Source organism: Robertmurraya sp. GLU-23 (assembly GCF_052983275.1).
The window spans coordinates 155,869-180,210 of the sequence record NZ_JBRKCV010000008.1 but is presented as its reverse complement, the minus strand read 5'-3'; the positions used below and the strand labels follow the sequence as shown (position 1 = coordinate 180,210).

Below are 24,342 nucleotides of genomic sequence, written 5' to 3'. Positions count from 1 at the left end.
GACACATCTGTTTTCTCCCTCAGCTAAACAAACGATAGAAATAGAGAATGTTCACCTATCCTTCAAACACCCATAAACTGAGATCAGGGTGATGAGTATGCAAAAACAAACCGAGATGAACCTCACTTCTGTTCATCAAAAATATTTTCGTCCATCTTGCTTGAAAGCTTTAAATGTAAGATTCGGTGGGAAGTTCTATTCCCATTTTTCTGAAAAGCCTCATGACCAAGTCAACTTACCGTCTGAATGGTTTCAAACCCCAGAAGATACCCTTCTTAACTATTTTAGCATCCTGCGTGAAGCGGAAAATCTAGGAGGGAGGAGTTGCGGTACGGTAGGTCAGGCACGTACTCCATTTCCAATTGCGTATAACTTTCTGTCTAAGGAGTATCAGAATAAATTAAGCTATGATGACTATTTTCATTCGTTTGCTGGTATCGGGCATACAAGTTTAATCAAGCTTTTTTACGTACCAGATGGAAAAAAAGGATTGAAATTTTTTTACGAAGTGGAAACGATTGAAGGGTTTAAAGGGAAACGAGCAGAGTATTTTGGTTATTCATATGGATTGATCCATCTTGTATATGAAAAAGAGGGTTATAAAATTTCGAGTTTGAGTAAGTTTGAAGAGGATTTTTTATGTGCACCCTATCATGGGTGGGACCATGATGCGGAATCAGTCGTCGAAGTGAAATATGGGGAATGGTGCCAATTCATACAACAAATTTTCCCCACTGTGAGAGAGGGATACTTTAAACATATTTATTTTAAAGGGACGGATGGAGCTGATTATTGGTTTATATATGTTACTTTGACGAATGGAACGGATGTAGAAATTGCTCAATTTCGGAAATTCTTCAATGAAGAGTGGAAACAGGTTAACATCAAGCCGGAAGAACAGTGTTTACGGAGAAAATCAGATAAATATTAAATTAGTAGGTTTTGGCTGGCAGCAACGGAGGATTGTTAATATGGTTTATAACAACAATCATTCTTATGATATTTCCTTAACCATTCAAGTTCCTGATAGTACTAATAATCCATTTGAATATGCAGAAGACTTGGTTAAGGTAAGAGTATCACCATCTTGTGATAGTCCTAAAATTGGATGTAGTCATGACTTTAAGGTAGAAGTGTTAGATTTCGAACATGGTTAGGGATCCAGTTAACTAAGTTTGAGGCTGGGTAGCTGAAGCTACGATTGAAGTTCAAAGCCCTTTTTGAATTTAGTTTATGGTGTATTGTTAGTTTAAAACAAAGGGTTGGTGAGGCAGCCTTCTATGTTTAAAAATAATTACAGTTTGTATTTTAATTGTTCCTGCATTTTTTTATCACTGCTGAAAATAATAAGATCGGGGTGATAAAATGGCAACTGCCAAAATCGGGGACAATATATCATTTAAGCGTGAAGGGCAAAGCTATAAAGGAAATGTTACGGTTGTTAGAGAAAATTCTGTTATTGTTGAGTACGGATACAATGAAGAAAAAAACCAACCACTTACAACCATAGTCAATCATAAAAATTATAAAATTACTAAAGAAGGTTTGTGAATTAAAACCTTTAAAACAGGGTAATACAAAAAGTTTAAAAATAAACGGAGATTTTCCGGTTAGACGGTGGAGTAGAGCTCTGTTCATGGGATATAAGCGGAGGTTTTCCGATTAAGCAAAGTAAAATCACTCAATTTCACGTTTTTTGAGTCAATAGCCGGAATTTCTCCGTCTATTTAGGCAATTTTCATTGTAAATTTCTAATTAAGAGAAATTTCTCCGCTTAATAACCAATCCCAGTTGATTCCCTCGACTCTCGGGTAACCCAAAATGGCTCAGTATAGTGAACTGAGCCATTTTGGGTTTATGGACAGGAAACGGAAACCGTTCTTCAGTCTTGTTTTGGTTTGGGGTATCTTTTTGCTTTCTTTGCTGACTCTCGTAATAAATACTCAATATGACTGTTAATGCTACGAAAATCATCTGCAGCCCATTTTTGTAGCACTTCATAAAGGTCAGGATCTATGCGTAATGGAAAGCTCTTTTTTTTTGTCATGTAAACCACTCATTTTAATATAAAGTACCTGTATTAATTACAGGAGTTGTAGAATTTTCTGAGACAATTGCGACAAGGAGGTTATTCACTAATTGTACCTTTCTTTCATCATCTAATTCAATCACTTGATCTTGCTCAAGCTGATGGATGGCCATTTGTGCCATTCCTACGGCACCTTCTACAATCTTTTGACGAGCAGAAATAATCGCTGTTGCTTGTTGACGCTGTAGCATAGCTTGAGCAATTTCTGTTGAGTAAGCTAGATGGGTCAAACGTGCTTCAACAACCTCTACTCCTGCTAAGTCTAGTCTTGCTTGCAACTCTGCTGTTAGCTCGTTGGATACTTCTTCCGCATTTCCTCGTAACGTTAATTCTACATCTTCAAAGGTATCATAAGGATACTTTGTTGCTACATGACGAATAGCGGTTTCACTTTGAATTTCAACGAATTCTTCATAATTATCTACGTCAAAAATCGCTTTTGCTGAATCCACCACTTTAAATACGATTACGGCAGCAATCTCTATGGGATTTCCATCCACATCATTTACCTTTAACCTTTTACTATTAAAGTTACGTACTCGTAAAGAAATCGTTTTACGGAAAGTAAGGGGAACGGTAAGAAATAGTCCACTATGGCGGATGGATCCAAGATATTGACCGAAAAAGGTCACAACCACTGCCTGGTTAGGCTGAATAATCGTAATGCCGCTACCAAGAAGTACGGCGATCAAGAGAAGAGGAATGGCAGCTCCAAAATGTTCCTGAATGAGAAAGTATACTCCTGAGAAAAGTGAGATGGCAATGAAAAGTACACCAATAAATCCATTAAAATGAAAAGCGCTTTTTTCTTTCAAATTTATCACTCCTATAAATCAATTTGATATAATTATGATATCACTTTTGTATAAAAATGTAAATGGAAGAGCGAGGGATTTATCGAGTAATAATATTCATTCCCATGAGTTGAGAAGGGGGAAAATAAGTAGTATATTAGTCATGCAATAATAGAGAAAATATATTCTTATGGATTTAAAATCGAAATAAAAAAGGAGAGTATAAAATGAGTTCCAAAATACATAAAGAAACACCACACATTAAACCAAATGGGGCAGAGATTGCTGAAACCATCCTTTTACCTGGTGACCCTCTACGTGCAAAGTTTATTGCGGATACTTATTTGGAAGATGTCATACAGTTCAATGAAGTTCGTGGCATGCTAGGGTTTACCGGTACATATAAAGGAAAGCGAATCTCTGTGATGGGAACGGGAATGGGAACACCTAGCATGAGTATCTATTCATGGGAGCTAATTAACGTCTTTGGAGTGAAAAACTTAATTCGAGTTGGTTCTGCAGGTGCTATACAAGATAACTTGAATTTATATGATATTGTCTTTGCGATGGGTTCATCAACAGATTCTAATTACGGACATCAATTCAATTTTCCAGGACAATATTCAATTACTGCGTCATTTGAGTTATTAGAAAAGGCGAAGAAAATTGCGGATAAACAGGGACAGCATGTTCATGTGGGAAATGTTCTTTCTAGTGATGTATTTTATAATGCTGATCCGAAAGCTTTGCAAAAGTGGAGTGAAATGGGCATTTTATGTGCGGAAATGGAATCGGCTGGTCTATATTTAAATGCTGCTCGTGCGGGTGTTAATGCTCTTTGTATCTTAACTATTAGTGATCATATTTTTAGGCAGGAGCAAACAACACCAGAGGAAAGACAAACGTCATTTACAAAAATGATGGAAATTGCTTTGGAGCTTGCATAAAAATTACTTCACCACACTGCAATGGCAAACAGCAACGCCACATTGATAACGCAATGTGGCGTTGCGTATGCTCCTTTAAATGCCAATCCCTAAGGCCGTGATTGGACTTTTTCCCCTTGTACCCAAACTTCCCGAATATGTTCAGGACGGACAAGATACATTATTTTTTGGAAAATATCATCTAACTCTTCATTTTCAGCGAATATGGGCAGGCAGGCTGCTGGTAATTTCGTATCAATGATTTGTACGTCCCATGCATAGTTTTCTTGAATTCGCCCAATGGGTAGGCTTAAGCTTTCTCCCCCGCCGGCTGTAGCCAAGTAAAAGGCCTCGTGAATGGAAATGCGGGAATTTGGTACACCCCGTTCCTCGGCAGGAAGAGCCGGATTTACCCCGTCTTCTAGCATTCTAGAGGAGACCACCGCCTGCTTGGCATTATCATAAAGACTAGGAGTCGCGCCAGCTGAGATATCGGTTCCTAATCCAACATCAATACCCATAGCCTGAAAACGTTTGATCGGGATCACGCTATTTGCGAAGTAGGCATTTGACAATGGACAATGGCTGATCGCTGTTCCTGTTTTAGCAAAAAGCTCTGCATCATTGTCATCTAAGAAATTACAATGAGCCATTACAGATTTCTTACCTAATAATCCAAAATCATGCAAGGCAAATGCATCATGTTTGTGAAAACGGTCTTGTACATAGTTATGAGCCCAGTCACTTTCGCTACAATGCGATTGAACATGTGTATCATGCTTAGCTGCGAGTTCCCCTAAGCCCTTAAGTGCTTCGTCCGAACAACTTGGAATAAAGCGAGGAGTCACAACGGGATACACACCTTGTTTAACTGTTTTAGCTAGCTCCTTCACTGCTAAAATAAACTCCTCTGTATCAGCTATCGCGGTTTTGGCATCTGCATCCCGATAATAGTCAGGGTTTTGTTCAGGATCATCCATGACAACCTTGCCTACTAAACCCCTCTGTCCTTTTTTTGCACATATTTCCGCTAATAATAGACTTGCCTCTTTATGGACGGTTGCAAAGTAAAGGACTGTCGTTGTGCCGTTGGCAAGTAGTGTATTTACGAGATCTTCATAGACTGTTTGGGCAAAAGTTAAATCTGTATATTTGGACTCTAAAGGAAATGTATACGTGTGAAGCCAGTCGTAGAGGGGAATATCCAATGCTGTCCCTGATTGCGCCCATTGTGGGGCATGGACATGCAAATCCACAAAACCGGGGAGGAAATATTGCCCGTCTGCTAACTGATGAAAGTTCTCCTGCCCTTGGTAGTCCGCTAACAAGGATTGATATTCCTCGTGTTCAGGTCCAACCATTTTTTCAATCATTCCATTTGAATTCACAAAGAATAAATAATTTTTTAATGTATTAATTTTTTTAGGAGAAAAACTAGAAAAAGCAGTTCCGTGAAAAACATGCGTATATGTACTCATAAACACCCTCCTAATGTTCGCTACATTGGCCATTGTAACGGAATGATAAAACGTAGTCCATTTTAAACACATTTTTTATAAGAGTAAATGATCTATTGATAAAGTAGAACCTTACCAGAAAAACCTAGTTGACGAACTAAAAGATAGTATTGTAGTATAAGAAGATAATTGAATAAGACCTCACTTTTTACAGTGGGGTAGAGGCGCGATATTTAACAGTCTTTAGTGGAGTTTGAGAAGCAGTGATGCTAAGGAGAAGGAAATGTCGCCGAAGTTTGTAATATTCTCGAGTATTACATGCTGGGTCTGTAGTTAAGAGCTGCAGGACTGTCTTGATAAACTTAGTCGTTTATTGAGTTGTGCTATCTCATTTGGGATAAAAGAGGGGACTTTAGGACAACTATGCATAACGCGACTTGAGTTTATCTCAGGTCGTTTTTTTGTTTTAGTACGATAAAATAACAGGGGGAAAGACATCATGAAAAACAAGTTATCATTATTCATAGTTTTATTAGTTTCATCGATTCTATTATTAGCCGGATGTGGATCAAGTAATGGTTCTGATTCTGGATCATCAGAGGATAATACATTTAAAGTTGGTTTAGAAGCGGGTTATGCTCCTTTTAACTGGACTCAGAACGACGATTCTAACGGTGGAGTTAAAATTGATGGTTCTGCAGAGTATGCTGGTGGATATGATGTGGAAATCGCTAAGAAAGTCGCTGAAGGTTTAGGTAAAGAATTAGTGATTGTTAAAACTGAGTGGGATGGCTTAGTACCCGCTTTAACATCAGGTAAAATTGATGCGATTATTGCTGGAATGTCACCAACAGCTGAGCGTAAGGAAACGATCGACTTTACGGATAATTACTACAAGTCAAATTTAGTAATGGTTGTGAAAAAAGGCAGCAAGTATGAAAATGCTACTTCGATCCAAGATTTCAAAGGTGCGAAGATCACAGCTCAATTAAATACATTCCACTACAATGTGATTGATCAAATCGAAGGTGTAAACAAGAAAACGGCGATGGACAACTTCCCGGCCATGAGAGTTGCTTTAGAATCAGGGATCATTGATGGTTACGTTTCAGAACGTCCAGAAGGAGTTAGTGCATCAGCAGCCAATGAAAACTATGTAATGGTTGAATTTGAAGATGGTTTCGAAACATCAGAAGATGATACAGCAATCGCTGTTGGTTTGAAAAAAGACAGTGATTTAACAGAAAAGATCAATGAAATTTTAGCAGGTATCTCAGAGGAAGAACAAACAAGCATCATGGATGCTGCTATTACGAATCAACCAGCAGCAAAATAGAATTCAGGAACCGGCTGTATATAAGTATACAGTCGGTTTTATACGGTAAGGAGGAGAAATAATGAGCCTTGAGTGGGTTATTAAAATCATTGCGGAAAACTGGCCTATGTTCCTTCGTGGTGCTGGGTTAACCCTTTTGATTGCTCTGGTTGGAACGATTTTTGGAGCAATGATTGGATTATTAGCAGGCGTTATACGAACGATTCCTATGCCGGAACGTGGCGGGAAAAAGATACTTTTAAAAGTGATTAACCTAATTATTTCCATATATATAGAATTCTTCCGTGGAACACCAATGATTGTACAAGCCATGGTTATTTTCTATGGATCTGCCATGGCATTCGGTATCGATATGAATGTGTTTGTGGCGGCTATTTTTGTCGTATCGATCAATACAGGAGCTTATATGGCGGAAATTGTACGTGGTGGAATTGTGTCGATTGAAAAAGGACAGTTTGAAGCCGCACATGCGATCGGAATGAATCATCTACAAACGATGTGGAATGTGGTATTGCCACAGGTCATTCGAAATATTTTACCTGCCACAGGAAATCAATTTGTTATTAATATTAAAGATACGTCCGTTCTGAATGTGATCTCCGTGACCGAATTATTTTTCGTTACCAAATCGATTTCAGGCAATAACTTTAGATATTTTGAATCGTTCTTCGTCGCATGTCTGATTTATTTTGTGATGACCTTTATCGTGACAAGAATCTTGCTATATATTGAAAAGAAATTAGATGGCTCTGAAAGCTATACGATGATTGTTAACGAAACACAAATAGAAGTGGCTCAAAAGTAATGAGAGAAGGAGGAGAGAATTTGGAAAAGATTATTGATATTCAGCATTTAAACAAATCCTTTGGAACTCATGAAGTATTAAAAGACATTAATTTTTCAGTGAACAAAGGAGAAGTAGTTACCATTATCGGTTCCTCAGGTTCTGGTAAGTCCACTCTTCTTCGTTGTGTGAATCTTTTAGAAAAACCAAGCGGCGGAAAAATTATTTATCATGGCGAAAATATACTAGATGACAAGCATGATGTAGCGGCTTACCGACAGCATCTAGGTATGGTGTTCCAACAATTTAACCTTTTTAACAATCACAATGTTCTAATGAACTGTGTGGTAGGACAAGTCAAAGTACTCAAACGCTCCAAGGAAGAAGCCGAAAAAGTAGCGATGAAGTACTTGAAGGTGGTTGGAATGGATAAATATATTAACGCAAAACCCAAACAACTATCGGGTGGCCAAAAGCAACGTGTGGCCATTGCTAGAGCCCTTTCCATGGACCCAGATGTGATGCTATTTGATGAACCAACGTCTGCTCTTGACCCAGAAATGGTAGGGGAAGTTCTCAAAGTCATGAAGGAACTCGCAGAATCTGGTCTGACGATGTTGATCGTGACGCATGAAATGGAATTTGCCAAAGAAGTATCGGATCGAGTGGTCTTTATGAACCAAGGAGTGATTGCCGAAGAAGGCACTCCAGAGCAGATTTTCACTAATCCAACCCAAGAACGCACAAGAGAATTCTTGAAGCGTACATTAAATTAAGCAATTATACTAACTGCACCTCCAATTGTTATAGTAGCAATTGGAGGTTTTTTTCATTTAGAAAACTACTCTCAAAACCCCAATTCATATAACTCTTCAAAATAAAGCTCTTCAAACTTTTTATTCAGGATTCCGTAATAATAGGCAATAGGTTTTTGTATGGTGCTTCCTTTGAGCTTACTAATCATTTGTTTAAAGGAGTGAACGGCCATATTTATCACGAGATCTGTTTGGCTTTCAAAGTTATTTCGATAGGCAGAAATTTGGGCCATTCTCCAGAATTCTTCAATCTGCTTTGCTTCTGGAAAGAAGTATCTGACGACTTGAGAGAAGGAGTAAGGAACTCGGTCACTTGTGTAAGTGAAATCAAGAGGCTTGTTATCCGTATTCTCTGTAGGTTCGGATGAATCCATTTCTTTACGTTCTTTAATCTTTATATTTTTAGTTTTAGAAGGATTACTAGTTTTATTATGGTGGTTCAAATTATCTTCCTTAGGTAGTTCATTTGTAGGAAAAGGTTGAAATACATACAAATTACTAGACTGAGAACCATTTTTTCTTTCGGTTTCATGAACGATCAATAGTCCTAAACCAATCGCTTTTTGAATCATTCGCTTGAAAGTAGATCGTGAGATACCGTACCCGTTGTGTTCCTCATAAATTGCTTTTAATACGGTCCCAATTTTGGCATTGCAAACGCCAGGGATTTTCGCAGCAAAACGAACGAGTCGCTTTAAGCCAACTCGCTCTCCCTTAGAAAAATCATCCTTGTGAACAGCCAACCACATTTCCATATGAGTATTAAATTCTTTTAAAGAAGAAAATTGAGAATACTGTTCGAATTGTTCAATACCGCCATTTTTCAAATTCATTCCTTGGCACCGTCCCTTCATTGTTTATATAGAGAAGGGCGGTTCAAAAGGACAGGGTGGTTTTTGGATATTTGTGACGGATTTTTGAACAGTTTTGGAGTAGAATGTAGTGAGAGTTACGTTACGTTGATTCTATTTTGTCTAAATTAAGTAATGGTAAAAAAATTATAGAAGGGGTTTTACAGATGGATGCAAATAAAAAATGGCTTTCCATTCCAAAAGAGATAAGAAATAGTCTACTAAGTAATGTTTGGTGTGGGAATTGCTCAGATGTAACAACGATTACTGCTTTTTTAATAGAAGAGCATGATTTCGGTATTGTGTTAAAAGGTAAATGTAAAAATTGCGGTAAAGATGTGGCTAGGGTTATTGAGGAAGATTGAACAGGGACACAAGTAATATGGGACCGGTTCCAGTATCATACGACGCGCCTAAATAGTAAAAAAAATTCAATCAAACGTTTGATTGAATTTTTTTTCGTTTCACATTAAGTAGGATAAATGTGCTTATTAGATCTAGGAATATCATTTTTCAAATAGATATATAGACCATAAAGAATTAGAATAAGAATATAGTATTCCAAAAATTGTTAGAGGGGGGCAAATATGATCCCGACAAAATTAGATTCCACTTCTATCACTACGATAAGAGAAAAACGCATTGAACCAGTTATCGATTGGTTCGAGCAGCATAAGCATTCATTCTATACGCTAGGGCGGTTCTATCTTAATCAACAGCACCAAATAGAAGAGCTATTCTACCGGTCTATTTTAAACGTTCATAAGGAATGGTCTCGATTTAAACATGAATCATCATTCGATTTGTGGGTTACATCCCTTTTCATACAAAACTGCCGAGAGCTTTCCCAGGATAATGGCATACAGGCTCGAGAGGAAAGGGATCCTCGTCCGGAGTTACTTAAGGCACTTGACCAACTAAATGGTGATGAAAAAGATGCCATGGTCCTTAGATATGTAAAAGGACTTTCTCAGGAGGAAGCAGCAAGCATTCTCCGAATTTCAGTGGATCAGATAAAAGGTCGTCTGTTTTCCGGAATCCGATCTCTTAGACAAACGGAGAGTGAAGAATCCTTTAATGGCTGTAAAGAGTACCATAAGGATTACATTGATTATTTAGAAAGAACGATGGAGCGGCCGAAAAGGGTCGATTTTGAAGTGCATATTTATCACTGTGAAAAATGTCAGGAGGATTTAGCTACCTTTCAGGATGTCAGGTTATCGCTATTAAACCATGCCGATCGGATGGGCGATTTTCATATACCATCAGATTTCATGGAGAATGTCAAAGGGAGACTAGCAGAAAAGGAGAATCGCAGACGACAAAAGAACAAAAAACGTAAAAAAGTTGCGCTCGTTTTTGCAAGTGTATTCACAGTGCTGATGGGTATAGGTTTTTTTACCGGTTTGTTCTCCAACCTCTATTATACATGGACCGAAGAAGATGAGCAGTTGCGTGCCTTTTTACAACAGGGTCTGGGTCAAAGGGTAGACCTGGAGGCGGAAAGTGACGGGGTGATTGTGGAGATTAAAGGCGTGGTAGCTGATGATATTCAGACGGTAGTTTTTTATGAAATAGAAGATACAAATGAAGATCATCAATATTTTATGAATTATGATGATGGGGTTATTGTGGAGAACACATATAAAATCATGAACCATGATACCTATCCGAAATACTCTCCGCCTGATCTTGAATCGGATGTAAATAAAGGGAAAAAGAATGTTTATCAGGGGAAAATTAGTTTACTACCACTTAAGGAGGATAACGAGACCATCCATTTGAAGATCAATAAGCTTCTAGAGATCAATCGAGATGCCTATGTGGAGAGTCAATATTGGGGCTACGGGAACAATCAATATCAAACAGGGGAATGGAACTTCGAAATCCCAGTAACCAAACAACCTTCCAAGGAATATACATTAGGTGGACAAACTCATATCGAAGGGATTCCTGTTCGATTTGAGAAATTAATCGTTGCACCAACGGCAACTTCTTTACAATATAGCATTAATAGAGAGCAGACGGAGAAACGGATAGAGTTCCTTAATTTTAACGACCTTGAAGTCAACAATAAGATCGTAAAAATAGATATGTTTGGAGGGATTCCAATGAATTCACAGCCTGACATGAATTGGTATACCTTCCAAGCGCAATTTGATTCTCTATTAGGAGAAGAACCAAAAGAAATGAGCGTTCAACTGGAATCTGCATATTTGACAATGGAAGACGATAAAAGCATCGAACTTGATATGGCTCAGCCATATCCTCAAAGCTTTGAATATGCAGGAAGTACGATCAGCATCGATAAAGTAGAAGTGGGAGTGCCTACGACGATTGTTTTAAGTAATTATGAAGTTGAGAATCGGGCATATGAGTCACTTCAAATCAATATTGTTGGGGAAGATGAAAGTATGGCTATGTCAATGAGCATGGAAACAGAAGGAGTTCTAGTTGACAAGAATGGGGTAATATACGACATGAATACCACCCCTTTCTCTTATGAAGAAATTGAGCAACCCCGTCATTTTGAAACCGTCCAAACCATAAGGTTAGACGACAGCAACATGATCCCTAAAAGAATTGATATTTATGGATATAATACAATGAAATATTTGAATGATATTGTGAAGATCTCGTTGGAATAACATATTAAATGTATCCATTTAATCACAAATGGTACCAAAAAAAAGGGGTCCATGTATTAAGCTTAAGTCGTTAAAGATATACTTTCAATTATGACTGCGCATTCAAACAACATTTGCTGCTTGTACTATCTTTATGAAAAATGTATTAAAGGTGCATATTAGCTTAAAAAAAACAGACTTTCAATATACATGCTTTTCAATTTAATTGGAAAGATAAAAGTATGGAGGTGTGTGTTCATGTCTAATCCTTTTGAGGCAGCTTGGAACGCTCTAAAAATATCAATAGATACAACTAATGAACCTAAATCACCCTTACATATTATTGAGGCTGGAGACTGTTGGACTTATTTAACTATGGTAGAAGAGTTCATACGCTACGAAGAAATGGGATTAAACACAACAGTTGATGATGAAATGAAGGAAATGCTGAATGATTTGATTAAAATATGTGAGACTCAAGTAAAAAACCTAAGTAAGTTTATGAGAAGAGAGGGAATTCCTTTACCGGATGTGACATCATCCAAACCAGACTCTCATCCCACTCATATTCCTTTAGGTGTAAAGTTAACGGATAATGAGCTGGCCAATGGAGTAGCCTTTAAGATTGTTATATGTTTACAAGCATGCTCTAAAGGCCAAGCTGATTCTGTTCGTAGTGATGTAGGGATTATGTGGTTACAATACTATTTAGAATGGTCAATGTTTGGAAATACATTAAAAACACTTATGCGTAAGCGAGGGTGGTTAAAGGTACCTCCATATTACTATCCTCCAGGTGCACCATAAAAACTATACTTAACTAACTTATTAAAATAAGCTGGAGAACCTATTATGAATTCTATAAGGAGGGGTCTGGGATGAAAGACAAAGAGCAGGAAACTCTCCTAATTCCTAAGGCAACCGAAATAAAAGCTGTCGACAAACTTAAAACACCGAAGTTTGTCGACAGCTTTAAAATCTATTTAGCCACGTAAGACTTATTAAGACAACGATTGCTCTTGCACCTCTTTTGCTGAGTGTATTTCATCTGCGAAAATAAAAGAACTTACAAAGCAATTTTTCTTAAGTAGCCTTCTCCAATTCCCGATAAATAGTTAATTAGTAATTGTGTATCGTTTCTAAATGGCAAGATGTTAAGAACATGAAGGAAAGTTTCCTCGTTGCCTTTCTTTTCTAGACTTTCTATTAATCTTTCAATGGAAAACGTACGACCCGTTATGGGGGAGATTAAGATGGTTTCCTTATTAATACCACGAGTTTCTAAATATTTTTTCAGCATACAATCACGCTCCGAATATAATTATATTTTTATTATTTCCAGATTGATAGATTTTATACATCCGTTTTTGTTTATCTATCATATTAATTGTAAAATAAAGGTAACAGGGGTTTTGCTGTATTGGGTAAAGCCTTCATATGTAAAATTACCTATTGTTGTCCGAATACGAAGTAGATTCGGACAGGAAGAACGGGAAATTGCCTATTGTTGTCCGAATAAGTGGTTTATTCAAAACAGGAGTATTTTAACAGAAGAATTCGCACTCTAATAAACAATTGACAATAGATATTGTCATACTGAGATTTAGACGGATAACTGTTATGTTAATTCATGTAGAATAATTCAAATAATCGTTGATTTAATAAGATTTATTAAAGCCCCAATCACTATGGGATTGGGGTTATGATTTGCTTACTTTAATTAGGAGGCGTCTTTTTATATTGAATGTAAATTTACCATTAAGAAACATACTCTTTAAAGGAATTTTTATTTTTCTTAAGAATCATATAAGAAACGGATTATTAAAGGGGAGGCCATACATGAAGATTAAAGAAGTTATTCGAAAGCCATTACTTATGGGAATGTGGGAAAACTATCCGAGGACATGGAAGTTTTTAATTGATTTGGGTATCTTCTTCAAGTATAAAACGTTAAATATAAACAAATTACCAGAAAAAATAAAGTTGTCATGTTCCCATAGCCTTTATGTAAATCCCAAAGAAAATAGAGGAAGAGCCTTACTTATTGGAAATGGAGTTACTCAAAAAAGGTTATCAAATTTTTGGGCGAACTCTGTTAATAAGCTTAAGCCAGATCTTGTTATAGATGTTGGAGTTAATTATGGGGAGTGTATCTTTTCTGCTACCTACCCATCCAACACAGCTATTTACGGAATTGAGGCAAACTCCACTTTACTCGAATATATAAACCGATCGAAAGAAGAACATCCCAATAAATCACAAATCCATATCATCAACGCTATTGCATCAGATACGGATGGTGAAGATAAGGTTTTTTTTATAGATAAGCATTGGTCTGGCACCTCCTCTGCTACCTATATTCCCTCACATAACTTGATTGAAAAGGTTTCGGTTACATCGGTTAAAATAGACTCTCTATTTTCTGGGCAGAGGTCATTTAGTACCGTCCTATTTAAAGTAGATGTAGAGGGTTATGAGACATTAGTATTAAAAGGAATGACCAATCTGTTTATTAAAAGTGAATCAATAGTTGGGTTTATCGAATTTAATAGTGAATATATTGAAAAGCTTGGTGTAGCTGTAGATGACTTTTTAAACTTTATTAAGGAGTATTTTTCAATTTATGTATATAGAGAAGATGATAGCATAATGGAAGCAACCCATCTGGGATTTATGGATCTAAAAAACTTGTTTGGAACAAGGTATATACATACTGATCTCATATTAATAAAGAACGAAACGATCACTAAAATTACTGATCAAAAACACTAATCAAGATTGATTTGGCAAAGGAAAAAGACAGGTATGAATCTAAGTAGTTCGATTTTGAAGTACAAAATTAGAACTTACCCTGTTATTCACACTTAAATTCATAGACAATTTGATAAGTAAAAAACTTGGAACATTGTGTCTCCATGTATTTTTACATTATTTTGCACTTGATTTCACTAAGTTTAAAAAATAAACGGAGAAATTCCTTTTATTTTGGGAAATACCAACATTTCCCGCAAAATAAGCGGAGTTTTTCCGCTTATAGGAACCTAATCCTTAGATTTAGTTATAGATAGAGAAGTTAATCGGAATTTCTCCGCCTATATCTGCTTCTGAGCCCCTACTATACACCTTAACCGGAATTTCCCCAACCTACCTACCACTTTCAGCGCATCTAACCCCAATGGCATTAACTTTTGTCATCCTGTTAAAAGGGGGGTGAATTGGACTGCTAATTTGTTCTCATTCTGCCATACTATTTTTGTTGTATTTACAGAAAATTTACAAAGTATTAATTATTGTTTTACAGATTTATGGTAATTTTACATAGTCGAATATTGACTTAAGGAGAGGAAACCATGAAAATCCCAAATGAGAGAACGGAATCTTATGATTTGGATCATCCTGAATATTATAATAACCGAGAGTTAAGTTGGTTGGATTTTAATAAAAGGGTGCTGGAAGAGGCAGAAGATAACGGAAACGCCTTATTAGAACGATATAAGTTTTTAGCTATCTTTAGTTCGAATTTAGATGAATTTTTCATGGTTCGAGTGGCTGGTTTACTTGACCAAGTTAAAGCGGGTTTTAATAAGCCTGAAAACAAAGCTGGATTAACGCCTAAAGAGCAACTGAGTGCCATTTCGGAAATCACTCACAACCTTGTAAAGCAGCAAGAAAATTTGTATTTTAATGAATTAACTCCTCTTTTAGCAAAAGAACAGGTAGAAATTTTGAAAATTAATAACTTAACATCAAAAGAATTAGAAAGGTTGGAACAATTTTTTGATGAACAAGTTTATCCTGTTTTAACCCCTTTGGCCATTGATGCCTATCGCCCCTTTCCTATGATCTTAAATAAATCTTTAAATTTAGCAGTCATTATTGAAGAGAAGTCGCTAGATGAAAAGAAGCACCGAGAATTGGATGGTAATTTAGTGATTGTCCAAGTTCCTTCGGTGATTGATCGCTTGGTAGAAATCTCCCCAAAGAGTACGGCAAGGAAATTCATCCTTTTAGAGGAGGTCATTTCTTATTTTATCAATAAATTATTTAAAGGTTATCAAGTGAAATCGGTCACCCCTTTTAGAATTACTCGAAATGCCGATCTGACCATTCATGAAGATGAAGCAGTCGACTTATTGGAGGAAATTGAGGAAGAATTAAAAAAACGAAAATGGGGAGCAGCAGTCCGGTTAGAAGTACAGCAGCAGGATAGTGATATAAATTTGATTCAATTCCTTAGTAAGGAATTAGAGATTCATAGTAAAGATGTCTATGCTGTACAAGCACCATTAGATTTCACCTTTCTATTTTCTTTTTGTAAAATTATACAAACGTCGCATGAAAGTTTAGGTCTACAATCATTCATCCCTCAACGTCCACAAGATTTGGATCGAGAAGGGAACATATTTGAGGAAATTGAGAAAAAGGATATATTGCTTCATCATCCATACGAATCGTTTGAACCCATTATTAAGTTTATGTCTCAGGCAGCAGACGATCCCAATGTATTAGCCATCAAGCAAACTCTCTATCGTGTTAGTGGAGATTCACCAGTAATAAAAAGTCTTAAACGTGCTGCTGAAAACGGAAAGCAAGTAACCGTTCTCGTAGAGTTAAAAGCACGATTTGATGAAGCGAACAATGTGCAGTGGGCAAAAGAATTAGAACAAGCTGGCTGTCATGTAATTTATGGAATGACGAATTTAAAAACGCATAGCAAGATCACTCTCATTGTCCGTCGTGAGAAAGGAAAAATTCAAAGATATGTACACTTGGGTACAGGGAATTACAATGATGCCACAGCAAGGGTTTATACGGATATGGGATTGTTGACATGTAACCAACAGATTGGAATTGACGCGATTAATTTTTTTATTTACTTAAGTGGATATATGGAGAAACCAGTATATCACCATTTATCTGTGTCCCCTTTTGGGATTAGAGAAACCTTTATTGAGCTTATTAATAGAGAGATTAGTTATCACCAGCAACATGGTCAGGGTAGGATTATTGCAAAAATGAACTCTTTAACTGATAAAAAAATGATTAAAAAACTCTATGAAGCCTCAATCGCTGGAGTGAAAATTGATCTAATTGTAAGAGGTGTCTGTTGTTTAAAACCGGGAATTGAGGGAGTCAGTGAAAACATAAAGGTCCGAAGTATTGTAGGGACATTCTTAGAACATACAAGGATTTTTTATTTTCATCATAATGGTGACGGTAAGATATTTTTATCTTCAGCAGATTGGATGACTCGAAATATGGAAAACCGTGTTGAAATCCTCTTCCCCATCTTGAAAGATCACCTGAAAGATCGAATCTATAAATGTTTGTTACTTATTTTGAGAGATAATTGTAAAGCAAGAGAACAAGATTCAAAGGGCCGTTATCGCTATGTTCAGAGGAAAAGTGATGAGGAGAAAATAAATAGTCAAGTATTATTGTCCCACCAGGCTTACCATCATATTTCTCTAAACGAAGGAAGTAATGTCCCGAAGCATAAGAAAGGATTCAAACCATTTAAGCTTTCCTTAAAACTTAAGCTGCGAGAAATTTATAGTTCCATTATCATGAAGAAGAGTGTACATTAGGTATATTATCATGATGCTTAATAAAATAAACTAATATTCAAGAGTAAACTACATGGGGGAGTCATCAGTGAAAATAAGAATAAAGTTAATTTTACTTGTAGCTGTATTAACAGTTGCAGTGGTGTTAACAGGTAGTTTATCGGCATTTCAACTGAATAATACTAAGAATGCCTACACAGAAATGCAAGAGGATGAAGAACTTCAGTTAGTATTGAAATCTATTCAATACCGATTTACAGGGATATCCAATGACGAAAGAGCGTATCTATTAACTGGAGATACTGAACTTGTTGAAGGAATTGAAGAGAAAAAAGGGAAGATTGCAGAGTATTTTACGGAACTTGAAAAATTTAATTTGAATGCAAGTGATATGGAGGATATTAAATCTATTAAGGAAAACTTAGATGAATATTTTGATGCAAATCAAATAATGGTAAGTCAATATCAGAGTGGTCATGTTGAACAAGCTTTAGAAACACATATGAAAGATCAACGGAGTATCAGAAAAGAATTAGTTGACCCAAGTATTGATAAGATTATAGAAAAGGTCACCAAAAAAGTAGAAGAAGAAAAAGAGACATTAGCACATACCCAAAAATTAGAAACAACTATATTTTATACACTTATCTTGGCCTTGATTGTAATTGGATTGGTTGTTGCATTCTTTATCATTCGTTCAATCGTAAAACCTATAAGTGTAATGACGAAATCTCTTCAAGAAATTGCTAAAGGTGAAGGAGATCTTACTCAAGAAATTTCCATTTCCAAAAAAGATGAGTTAGGTGTAATGGCTCAATCATTTAACGAAATGATACGTAACTTACGCGTATTGATTAAACAAGTTGGATTAAGTGCTGAACAAGTAGCGGCTGCTTCTGAAGAGTTAACGGCAAGCTCTGAAGAGACAACTCGTGCTACTGAGCAAATTTCAACAACCGTTCAAGAAGTAGCAGGTGGATCTGAGAAACAAATTTCAAGTCTAAAAGAAACAGCAAAAACAGTCAATCAATTATCTTCAATGGTTTCTAGGGTGGCTAGCCATTCTGAACAAGCAACCAAGACCGCTGATATTGCTTCACAAAAGGCGGAAATAGGGAATAGTGCAATTGTAAATATCGTCGCTCAAATGAATGGGATGAATGATACAGTGAACCAATTATCATTAGAAGTGGCAAGACTAGGGGAGCGCTCTAATGAGATTAGTAAGATTGTTGAAACCATCACAGGAATTGCAGATCAAACCAATTTACTTGCGTTGAACGCTGCTATTGAAGCCGCTAGAGCTGGAGAGCATGGACGTGGATTTGCGGTCGTTTCGGATGAAGTTCGAAAGCTTGCCGAGCAGTCATCCATATCAGCCAAACAAATCTCTGAACTGGTTGAGACCATTCAAACGGACACCCAACGTACGGTGAAGTCCATGAATGATACAACAAACAAAGTATCAGAGGGAATCACTCTAGTTAGTGGTGCAGGTGAGTCGTTTGAACAAATTAAACAATCCATATGGGAAGTTTCCAATCAAATTCAAGAGGTTTCACAAGCCTTTCATGTCATGCGTGAAGGCACGAAGGATATGGTTCAAGATATTGAAACATTTGAGCGTATCTCTGAATTAACGGACAAAGGAACCCAAGAAATGGCTTCAGCCACAGAGGAGCAGGTAGCGTCAATGGAGGAAATCGCAGCCTCCTCTGCTTCATTATCTCAAATGGCAGAAGAGCTACAAACGCTAATTAAAACATTTAAAGTGTAATAATGATAGGGTTGTTTTTGGGTATGGGACATTTTATAAGTCTACATACCCCTATTTTATTTGATAAGTTTTTACAGCTTCTTTTATAAGTTTTCCTGGTGCGAATGCCGGTGCCTTACTAGTAAAGGTCTCAATCTCTTCTCCCATTTGTGGGTTACGTCCTTTACAAGCTACGCGATCACGAACTTACAAAGCAATTTTTCTTAAGTAGCCTTCTCCAATTCCCGATAAATAGTTAATTAGTAATTGTGTATCGTTTCTAAATGGCAAGATGTTAAGAACATGAAGGAAAGTTTCCTCGTTGCCTTTCTTTTCTAGACTTTCTATTAATCTTTCAATGGAAAACGTACGACCTGTTATGGGGGAGATTAAGATGGTTTCCTTATTAATACCACGAGTTTCTAAATATTTTTTCAGCATACAATCACGCTCCGCTATAATAATAATTTTTATTATTTCCAGATTGGTAGATTTTATACATTAGAGCATAGAAAAGAGTTATGCTAATGATGAATCTATTTATTAGGCAAATGGAGGGAAATATGGAGAAGGTTTTATATGAGATAGTCCATTTGATTAACCGTATCGACAAAAAAACATCATTGGAATTTCGGGTCATGGTGCTTCTGGGAAGACAACATTTGCCCATAATCTAATAAAACTTCTGGAACATGAAGAAGTGAATTATATCAATACGGACCCCTATATTATTAGCTCTCAACTTAGGAAGTACACATTAATCAACTATGAATATAAGAATGAACACCATCAAAATAAAATGACAGCTTGTCATCCTGCTGCTCATAACATCAATGTTTTAGAAAGAGACATTCAAATGGTGAGAGATGCTTTAGATTTTTATACAATAGGCACGACTTATACAGAGAGGACTTTAATCTCTTCACAAAACAAAGTAACTATTATAGAAGGCATGACGGTTGCCTTTACAGATCCCCATTTGTATGACCTGAAAATATTCTTATATACTGATGAAGAAACCGAGCTGATGAGATGAAGTATACGAGATGTTTCTGAAAGAGGAACAAATATAAATGATTTAAGAAAATCTCATGAAGAGCGTAGAATTCAATATGATTTATTTATGCATCCTTATCATCGGAATTTTGACATGGTTATAAAAAATTCAAATGAAAACTATTTAGTTGAAAAAGGTTGTTTTAAATAATAGGTGAAACAGGGAACTTAAACAATCGGGGCAGTATACTGAAGGAATGGTCTTAAAAAAATACAAAGTCTTATGCTTAATTGGGTAAACAACAGGACTAAATAAGCGGAGATTCTCCGGTTAGACAGCAGAATATGGCTCGGATGGGTGTAAATAAGCGGAGAATTTTCGATTAAGGGAAGCAAAATTGTCCATTTTCCTGTTTTGTGAGTCGATAGTCGGAATTTCTCCGTCTATTTGAGCTATTTATAGGGATTTTTTGAAGATTGGGGAAATTTCTCCGCTTATTTATCAGTTCGTCGCAGATTCCCACATTTATTGAACTAACAGGGGCGATTCTTCCATAGCGAAGGATTGCTTCGTCCTCTTCTAAGAAACAGGTCAGTTATCACGAAAAAGGAATATCACCTAGTGGAGAATAGACACCTATAAATATAAGGGGTGAGAAAATGGTACTTAATAATGGTAATGTTGGTTCTAAATTGATTTCATTCAGTCTAATAGAGCAAAAAGAAGAATCAAATAATCTGGTAATTATCCTACCTGGGGCTGGTTACACCACACAGGCTCCATTGTTACGATTCACAACGGGCATATTTTACAACAAAGGTTTTGATGTGTTACATATTAACTATACATTTAATAGGCAGGAGTTATCTGTACTAAGTGAAGAGGATTTCACTAGAGATGTACAACATGTCATTGACCATGCAATAAAGGACAAGAACTATAGTAATTTCTACGTGGTGGCTAAATCGATAGGCACAGTCGCTTTAAGTTATCTATTAGATCATACAATGTTTAAGGAAGCGAAAGTAGTATGGTTGACTCCATTATTACAAAGAGATGATGTATTTCACGCATTGGTTAATAGTAATCATAAGGGACTTTGTATTATTGGAGATAAAGATCATTGTTTCATTGTGGAACGTTTTGAAAAGTTGAAAGATAATCCTAATCTAAGTTTCAAAGTAGTCGAAGGTGGAAATCACAGTTTAGAGCTTGATGAAGATCCAATAAAATCTATTGAACTATTGAAAAGTGTCATGATTGATATTAGTGAGTTTTAAAAACTAATTACAAGAATAAGAAGTGCCGCCGAGGTTAGAATGATTGTGAAGGATATTTAAGAATCCATTCTAATTGGAGGTATGGTATGAAGGGCGAATTAACTGAAAGTGAATTTCAAGAAATAATCCGCAGAAGAAGTAAAGGTGAAATAAGCTTTGCCCAATTTTTGGAAGAATTGTCCCAACGAGGCATAAATGAATACGAAATAGATGTTGCAACCGGTCAAGCCACATATAGGGGAGCCCATTCAGAGTTTAAAACAAATTCTCAAGTAAGCTTGGTTATTTCAGATGAATTTAATAGAAATAAGGCACTTGAGGCAATCGGTAACATCTCTCTTCCTTTTTTAGATTTCTTAAAAGAGATGGCTGGTGCTGGAATGGTAACCTATCGTGTATACATACCTGAGAAAAAAGTTATATATATGGGTATCAGAGGAGAAAAATTGGAAGAACAGCTTAAAGTTTAACCTAACAAGAACGAGTTCCCTTTTAAAGGGAACTCGTTCTTGTTATATTATCAAATGGGTTGATTATTCCTAGAGCTACCATAAGAATTAGCTAACTAGCATGAAATAATGTATGATGTTAGGTAATATAGGAACTTATTAAATATCTTTAATAAGTGGTGTGATAGCATGCTTGAAGGATCAGTTGGACTTAAAAAGTCCGTGAAAATGATGTTCAACAGCAAATAAATGATGTAGAGGGATAAAGCTATGAAATTATTAACGCTAAACTGCCATTCTTGGCAGGAAGATAATCAATACGAGAAAATCATGCATTTGGTCGAAACGATAAAAGAGCAATCCTATGATGTGATTGCCTTACAAGAGGTAAACCAGACGGTCGAAGAAGAAGTTGTCTATGGAAATATAAAAAAAGATAATTTTGCTTTGGTCTTAATAAACGAACTTAAAAAACTAGGAGAAGATCAATACTCACTTGTTTGGGGATTTTCCCATTTGTACAAAAACTTTGAAGAAGGATTGGCGATTATAACCAAACATCCTGTGATAGATGAACATTCTTTCATTGCCTCAAATAGTATGGATTCAACGAATTGGAAGACAAGAAAGATTGTTGGTGCAACCATTCAGTACGATGATAAACCACTTTCTTTTTATTCTTGTCATATGGGCTGGTGGCATGATGAAGAAGAACCCTTCAAAGATCAGGCAGATAACCTTCTAAAATATGTAAATATGGATAAAATGGCTTTTTTTATGGGAGACTTTAATAACGATGCCTTCGTTGATGGGGAGGGCTATGAGTATTTACTAAGTCATGGACTTATTGACACCTATCATCTTGCAGAGAATAAAGATGAGGGTGTGACGGTAGAAGGTGAAATTGCTGGATGGGAAGGCAATGTTTTGAAAAAGAGGATTGACTTAATTCTCACCAATCACAAAGTTCCGGTGATTTACTCAAATGTAATATTTAATAACAAAAATAAGTCAGTAGTATCTGATCATTATGGAGTAGAAATAAAATTAAATTGGATTGGGTAGGAGAGTGGAATATGGAAAATAACGTTTTTGAAGAGATGGCCAAAAGATATGATACAGAAGAAAGAATGGAATTAGCTAAAGTAATTGTAAAGGAAGTAAGACCCGAATTACAAAATTGTCAATCGAAGTCATTAATAGATTATGGAAGTGGTACGGGTCTAGTTAGTTTAGAATTATCAGATTTAATAGATTCTATTTTGTTGGTGGATTCATCAAAACAAATGTTGGAGGTTGCGAAAGCAAAAATATCTCACAGAGGAATTACCAACTCAAACGTCCTTTATTCAGATTTTACTCAAGACACTCCAGATCTTAAGGCAGACATCGTGTTACTATCACTAGTCCTTCTTCATATTCCCGATACTAAAAAGATTTTACAAGAATTGTTCACTATTTTAAATCAGGATGGCAAGCTAATTATTATTGATTTTGACAAAAACGATAAAATAAGTCATCCGAAAGTTCATAACGGCTTTTCACATAATGAACTGAAAAAGGTTTTATCCGAAGTGGGTTTTAAATCAACTAGCATTAAGACATTCCATCATGGAAATGGAATTTTTATGAAGCAAGATGCCTCCATGTTTATATCTAGTAGTAAAAAGTGATTTTACATAATTAATCAAAAGGAACCAGTCATATCAAGGGTTTTTTCCTGTTGATCGGACTGGTTCTGACTTTAAAAAGAATAAGATTCTCCGTCATTTGGTACAAGAACGTTTGAAGAGATTCCTTTTTCCTTCGTAAAGCTTTTTAATTCTTCTCTGGATAATGTCCAATGGTTAACAGCTTCCATATGAACAGAAATGATTGTCGCGTCAGGTGCTGATTGACAAACTTCGAAAATATCCTCTTTTCCCATGACAAGAGATCCGCCTTGTAAGAATTGATTATCTCCACCATTTACCACGATGATCTCTGGTGAGTGTGTTTCAATGACTTCCTGTACACCTTCATACCAAACGGTATCTCCTGCTACATATAATGTCTTTTCATTAATATGTTTGAAGACAACACCACACACTTGCCCAGCAAGCTTTAGAATTTCTCCTCTTCCGTGCTCGCCTTTTGTTTTCATCAATTGAATGCCCTCAAAAAGGGTATCTTCCTGTAAAACTTCTATATTTTGAAAACCTGCATTACTAATTTTTTTCGCATCTTCTTCATTTTGGACAAACATTTTCATATCTTTTGGAAGTACTTCTTTCGCGGCGTCATCCCAGTGATCTACATGCAAATGAGTGAGAATGACCGCATCTACATGATTGATAATGTGATCAATTGAAACGGGTAAACCAACTAAAGGATTGTTTTGATCTTGTCTTAATGAATTCGGGAAAGGAGGATAAGTTCCTTTTTCGGCTAAAAATGGATCTATTAAAAACTTCTTTCCTGCATAATGGACAACAATTGTTGCATTACGGATTTGTTGTATTTTCATAGTTTTTATCTCCTTTTCTTAAATCTAGATATAGTTTATACTATGTGCCATAAACCGTTACATAGATGAAATCAAGTCTTTTGGCCGTTTTACTTGATTAATGAAAGG

The 24,342-nt window shown here is 36.2% G+C and carries 24 protein-coding genes, 2 pseudogenes and 1 riboswitch; of the genes and pseudogenes, 18 read left to right on the top strand and 8 right to left on the bottom strand.

Annotation, left to right across the window (positions count from 1 at the left end):
* Window positions 1-97 precede the first annotated feature (97 nt).
* The 3 genes from ACVBAX_RS14740 (at window position 98) to ACVBAX_RS14730 (ending at window position 1,551) form a co-directional block, all read left to right on the top strand.
* A complete protein-coding gene (locus ACVBAX_RS14740) occupies window positions 98-931 on the top strand; it encodes a hypothetical protein (protein WP_447117659.1) in 834 nt (277 codons plus the stop codon).
* A 40-nt stretch (window positions 932-971) separates the two neighbouring features.
* Window positions 972-1,157, top strand: coding sequence for a hypothetical protein (locus ACVBAX_RS14735; protein WP_447117658.1), 186 nt, complete (start codon window positions 972-974; stop codon window positions 1,155-1,157).
* Between the two features lie 208 nt (window positions 1,158-1,365).
* Entirely contained in the window at window positions 1,366-1,551 is a 186-nt protein-coding gene (locus tag ACVBAX_RS14730) for a DUF2187 family protein (protein ID WP_447117657.1), read from the top strand.
* Between the two features lie 331 nt (window positions 1,552-1,882).
* Here the strand turns inward: ACVBAX_RS14730 and ACVBAX_RS14725 are convergent, their stop codons facing one another.
* On the bottom strand, window positions 1,883-2,047 hold the full coding sequence (locus ACVBAX_RS14725) for a toxin-antitoxin system HicB family antitoxin (RefSeq protein ID WP_447117656.1): 165 nt from the start codon (window positions 2,045-2,047) through the stop codon (window positions 1,883-1,885).
* A gap of 14 nt (window positions 2,048-2,061) precedes the next feature.
* A complete protein-coding gene (locus ACVBAX_RS14720) occupies window positions 2,062-2,904 on the bottom strand; it encodes an SPFH domain-containing protein (RefSeq protein ID WP_447117655.1) in 843 nt (280 codons plus the stop codon).
* A gap of 206 nt (window positions 2,905-3,110) precedes the next feature.
* On the opposite strand from ACVBAX_RS14720, the gene deoD reads away from it, so the two are divergent.
* Window positions 3,111-3,830 carry a purine-nucleoside phosphorylase gene (gene deoD, locus ACVBAX_RS14715; protein WP_447117654.1) on the top strand — a complete coding sequence of 240 codons (720 nt, stop codon included), beginning with the start codon at window positions 3,111-3,113 and terminating at the stop codon, window positions 3,828-3,830.
* Between the two features lie 89 nt (window positions 3,831-3,919).
* Here the strand turns inward: deoD and guaD are convergent, their stop codons facing one another.
* Window positions 3,920-5,287 carry a guanine deaminase gene (gene guaD / locus ACVBAX_RS14710; RefSeq protein WP_447117653.1) on the bottom strand — a complete coding sequence of 456 codons (1,368 nt, stop codon included), beginning with the start codon at window positions 5,285-5,287 and terminating at the stop codon, window positions 3,920-3,922.
* Window positions 5,288-5,477: 190 nt separating this feature from the next.
* Window positions 5,478-5,660, top strand: a riboswitch (Lysine riboswitch).
* A 105-nt stretch (window positions 5,661-5,765) separates the two neighbouring features.
* Between guaD and ACVBAX_RS14705 the strand changes: the two genes are divergently transcribed.
* The 3 genes from ACVBAX_RS14705 to ACVBAX_RS14695 all read left to right on the top strand — a co-directional run bounded on the left by ACVBAX_RS14705 (window position 5,766) and on the right by ACVBAX_RS14695 (window position 8,162).
* Window positions 5,766-6,602, top strand: a complete 837-nt coding sequence (locus ACVBAX_RS14705) for a transporter substrate-binding domain-containing protein (RefSeq protein WP_447117652.1) — start codon at window positions 5,766-5,768, stop codon at window positions 6,600-6,602.
* 61 nt (window positions 6,603-6,663) lie between these two features.
* Window positions 6,664-7,407: an amino acid ABC transporter permease gene (locus ACVBAX_RS14700; RefSeq protein ID WP_447117651.1), complete on the top strand. Its 744-nt coding sequence runs from the start codon at window positions 6,664-6,666 to the stop codon at window positions 7,405-7,407.
* A 20-nt stretch (window positions 7,408-7,427) separates the two neighbouring features.
* Complete coding sequence (locus ACVBAX_RS14695; protein ID WP_160548292.1) at window positions 7,428-8,162, top strand: amino acid ABC transporter ATP-binding protein; 735 nt, start codon at window positions 7,428-7,430, stop codon at window positions 8,160-8,162.
* Between the two features lie 71 nt (window positions 8,163-8,233).
* Here the strand turns inward: ACVBAX_RS14695 and ACVBAX_RS14690 are convergent, their stop codons facing one another.
* Entirely contained in the window at window positions 8,234-9,034 is an 801-nt protein-coding gene (locus ACVBAX_RS14690; protein WP_447117650.1) for a hypothetical protein, read from the bottom strand.
* A gap of 185 nt (window positions 9,035-9,219) precedes the next feature.
* Between ACVBAX_RS14690 and ACVBAX_RS14685 the strand changes: the two genes are divergently transcribed.
* From ACVBAX_RS14685 to ACVBAX_RS14675, 3 genes are all read left to right on the top strand, one after another.
* Window positions 9,220-9,417 carry a hypothetical protein gene (locus tag ACVBAX_RS14685; protein ID WP_447117649.1) on the top strand — a complete coding sequence of 66 codons (198 nt, stop codon included), beginning with the start codon at window positions 9,220-9,222 and terminating at the stop codon, window positions 9,415-9,417.
* A 222-nt stretch (window positions 9,418-9,639) separates the two neighbouring features.
* Window positions 9,640-11,700, top strand: coding sequence for a sigma-70 family RNA polymerase sigma factor (locus ACVBAX_RS14680; RefSeq protein WP_447117648.1), 2,061 nt, complete (start codon window positions 9,640-9,642; stop codon window positions 11,698-11,700).
* 237 nt (window positions 11,701-11,937) lie between these two features.
* Window positions 11,938-12,486 (top strand): DUF3231 family protein, encoded by a 549-nt coding sequence (locus ACVBAX_RS14675; RefSeq protein WP_447117647.1) that lies wholly within the window; start codon window positions 11,938-11,940, stop codon window positions 12,484-12,486.
* A 259-nt stretch (window positions 12,487-12,745) separates the two neighbouring features.
* On the opposite strand, the gene ACVBAX_RS14670 is transcribed toward ACVBAX_RS14675, so the two are convergent.
* A complete protein-coding gene (locus ACVBAX_RS14670; protein ID WP_430776270.1) occupies window positions 12,746-12,979 on the bottom strand; it encodes a hypothetical protein in 234 nt (77 codons plus the stop codon).
* Window positions 12,980-13,518: 539 nt separating this feature from the next.
* On the opposite strand from ACVBAX_RS14670, the gene ACVBAX_RS14665 reads away from it, so the two are divergent.
* From ACVBAX_RS14665 to ACVBAX_RS14655, 3 genes are all read left to right on the top strand, one after another.
* The gene (locus ACVBAX_RS14665; protein WP_447117646.1) at window positions 13,519-14,451 is read left to right on the top strand and encodes an FkbM family methyltransferase; all 933 of its coding nucleotides are present in this window, start codon (window positions 13,519-13,521) and stop codon (window positions 14,449-14,451) included.
* 578 nt (window positions 14,452-15,029) lie between these two features.
* Window positions 15,030-17,267 (top strand): RNA degradosome polyphosphate kinase, encoded by a 2,238-nt coding sequence (locus ACVBAX_RS14660; protein WP_447117645.1) that lies wholly within the window; start codon window positions 15,030-15,032, stop codon window positions 17,265-17,267.
* Window positions 17,268-17,334: 67 nt separating this feature from the next.
* On the top strand, window positions 17,335-19,023 hold the full coding sequence (locus ACVBAX_RS14655; protein ID WP_447117644.1) for a methyl-accepting chemotaxis protein: 1,689 nt from the start codon (window positions 17,335-17,337) through the stop codon (window positions 19,021-19,023).
* Between the two features lie 51 nt (window positions 19,024-19,074).
* On the opposite strand, the pseudogene ACVBAX_RS14650 reads toward ACVBAX_RS14655, so the two are convergent.
* Window positions 19,075-19,209: pseudogene (locus ACVBAX_RS14650) on the bottom strand (HU family DNA-binding protein); the annotation flags it as partial.
* On the bottom strand, window positions 19,210-19,443 hold the full coding sequence (locus ACVBAX_RS14645; RefSeq protein WP_430776270.1) for a hypothetical protein: 234 nt from the start codon (window positions 19,441-19,443) through the stop codon (window positions 19,210-19,212).
* Between the two features lie 122 nt (window positions 19,444-19,565).
* Between ACVBAX_RS14645 and ACVBAX_RS14640 the strand changes: the two are divergent.
* The 5 genes and pseudogenes from ACVBAX_RS14640 to ACVBAX_RS14620 all read left to right on the top strand — a co-directional run bounded on the left by ACVBAX_RS14640 (window position 19,566) and on the right by ACVBAX_RS14620 (window position 23,401).
* Window positions 19,566-20,209, top strand: a pseudogene (locus tag ACVBAX_RS14640) (uridine kinase family protein).
* A 482-nt stretch (window positions 20,210-20,691) separates the two neighbouring features.
* Window positions 20,692-21,279, top strand: a complete 588-nt coding sequence (locus tag ACVBAX_RS14635; protein ID WP_447117643.1) for an alpha/beta hydrolase — start codon at window positions 20,692-20,694, stop codon at window positions 21,277-21,279.
* Window positions 21,280-21,365: 86 nt separating this feature from the next.
* Complete coding sequence (locus ACVBAX_RS14630) at window positions 21,366-21,749, top strand: DUF1398 family protein (RefSeq protein ID WP_447117642.1); 384 nt, start codon at window positions 21,366-21,368, stop codon at window positions 21,747-21,749.
* Between the two features lie 249 nt (window positions 21,750-21,998).
* Window positions 21,999-22,793 carry an endonuclease/exonuclease/phosphatase family protein gene (locus ACVBAX_RS14625; protein ID WP_447117641.1) on the top strand — a complete coding sequence of 265 codons (795 nt, stop codon included), beginning with the start codon at window positions 21,999-22,001 and terminating at the stop codon, window positions 22,791-22,793.
* An 11-nt stretch (window positions 22,794-22,804) separates the two neighbouring features.
* Window positions 22,805-23,401 (top strand): class I SAM-dependent methyltransferase, encoded by a 597-nt coding sequence (locus tag ACVBAX_RS14620; protein WP_447117640.1) that lies wholly within the window; start codon window positions 22,805-22,807, stop codon window positions 23,399-23,401.
* A 71-nt stretch (window positions 23,402-23,472) separates the two neighbouring features.
* Here ACVBAX_RS14620 and ACVBAX_RS14615 read toward each other — a convergent pair whose 3' ends face one another.
* Window positions 23,473-24,234, bottom strand: coding sequence for an MBL fold metallo-hydrolase (locus tag ACVBAX_RS14615; RefSeq protein WP_447117639.1), 762 nt, complete (start codon window positions 24,232-24,234; stop codon window positions 23,473-23,475).
* Window positions 24,235-24,342 lie beyond the last annotated feature (108 nt).

Bases quoted from the DNA above. Each gene is read 5' to 3' on its own strand.
- ACVBAX_RS14740 (WP_447117659.1), top strand. From the start codon at position 98: ATGCAAAAACAAACCGAGATGAACCTCACTTCTGTTCATCAAAAATAT.
- ACVBAX_RS14735 (WP_447117658.1), top strand. From the start codon at position 972: ATGGTTTATAACAACAATCATTCTTATGATATTTCCTTAACCATTCAA.
- ACVBAX_RS14730 (WP_447117657.1), top strand. From the start codon at position 1,366: ATGGCAACTGCCAAAATCGGGGACAATATATCATTTAAGCGTGAAGGG.
- ACVBAX_RS14725 (WP_447117656.1), bottom strand. From the start codon at position 2,047: ATGACAAAAAAAAAGAGCTTTCCATTACGCATAGATCCTGACCTTTAT.
- deoD (WP_447117654.1), top strand. From the start codon at position 3,111: ATGAGTTCCAAAATACATAAAGAAACACCACACATTAAACCAAATGGG.
- guaD (WP_447117653.1), bottom strand. From the start codon at position 5,287: ATGAGTACATATACGCATGTTTTTCACGGAACTGCTTTTTCTAGTTTT.
- ACVBAX_RS14705 (WP_447117652.1), top strand. From the start codon at position 5,766: ATGAAAAACAAGTTATCATTATTCATAGTTTTATTAGTTTCATCGATT.
- ACVBAX_RS14700 (WP_447117651.1), top strand. From the start codon at position 6,664: ATGAGCCTTGAGTGGGTTATTAAAATCATTGCGGAAAACTGGCCTATG.
- ACVBAX_RS14690 (WP_447117650.1), bottom strand. From the start codon at position 9,034: ATGAATTTGAAAAATGGCGGTATTGAACAATTCGAACAGTATTCTCAA.
- ACVBAX_RS14685 (WP_447117649.1), top strand. From the start codon at position 9,220: ATGGATGCAAATAAAAAATGGCTTTCCATTCCAAAAGAGATAAGAAAT.
- ACVBAX_RS14680 (WP_447117648.1), top strand. From the start codon at position 9,640: ATGATCCCGACAAAATTAGATTCCACTTCTATCACTACGATAAGAGAA.
- ACVBAX_RS14675 (WP_447117647.1), top strand. From the start codon at position 11,938: ATGTCTAATCCTTTTGAGGCAGCTTGGAACGCTCTAAAAATATCAATA.
- ACVBAX_RS14670 (WP_430776270.1), bottom strand. From the start codon at position 12,979: ATGCTGAAAAAATATTTAGAAACTCGTGGTATTAATAAGGAAACCATC.
- ACVBAX_RS14665 (WP_447117646.1), top strand. From the start codon at position 13,519: ATGAAGATTAAAGAAGTTATTCGAAAGCCATTACTTATGGGAATGTGG.
- ACVBAX_RS14660 (WP_447117645.1), top strand. From the start codon at position 15,030: ATGAAAATCCCAAATGAGAGAACGGAATCTTATGATTTGGATCATCCT.
- ACVBAX_RS14645 (WP_430776270.1), bottom strand. From the start codon at position 19,443: ATGCTGAAAAAATATTTAGAAACTCGTGGTATTAATAAGGAAACCATC.
- ACVBAX_RS14630 (WP_447117642.1), top strand. From the start codon at position 21,366: ATGAAGGGCGAATTAACTGAAAGTGAATTTCAAGAAATAATCCGCAGA.
- ACVBAX_RS14625 (WP_447117641.1), top strand. From the start codon at position 21,999: ATGAAATTATTAACGCTAAACTGCCATTCTTGGCAGGAAGATAATCAA.
- ACVBAX_RS14620 (WP_447117640.1), top strand. From the start codon at position 22,805: ATGGAAAATAACGTTTTTGAAGAGATGGCCAAAAGATATGATACAGAA.
- ACVBAX_RS14615 (WP_447117639.1), bottom strand. From the start codon at position 24,234: ATGAAAATACAACAAATCCGTAATGCAACAATTGTTGTCCATTATGCA.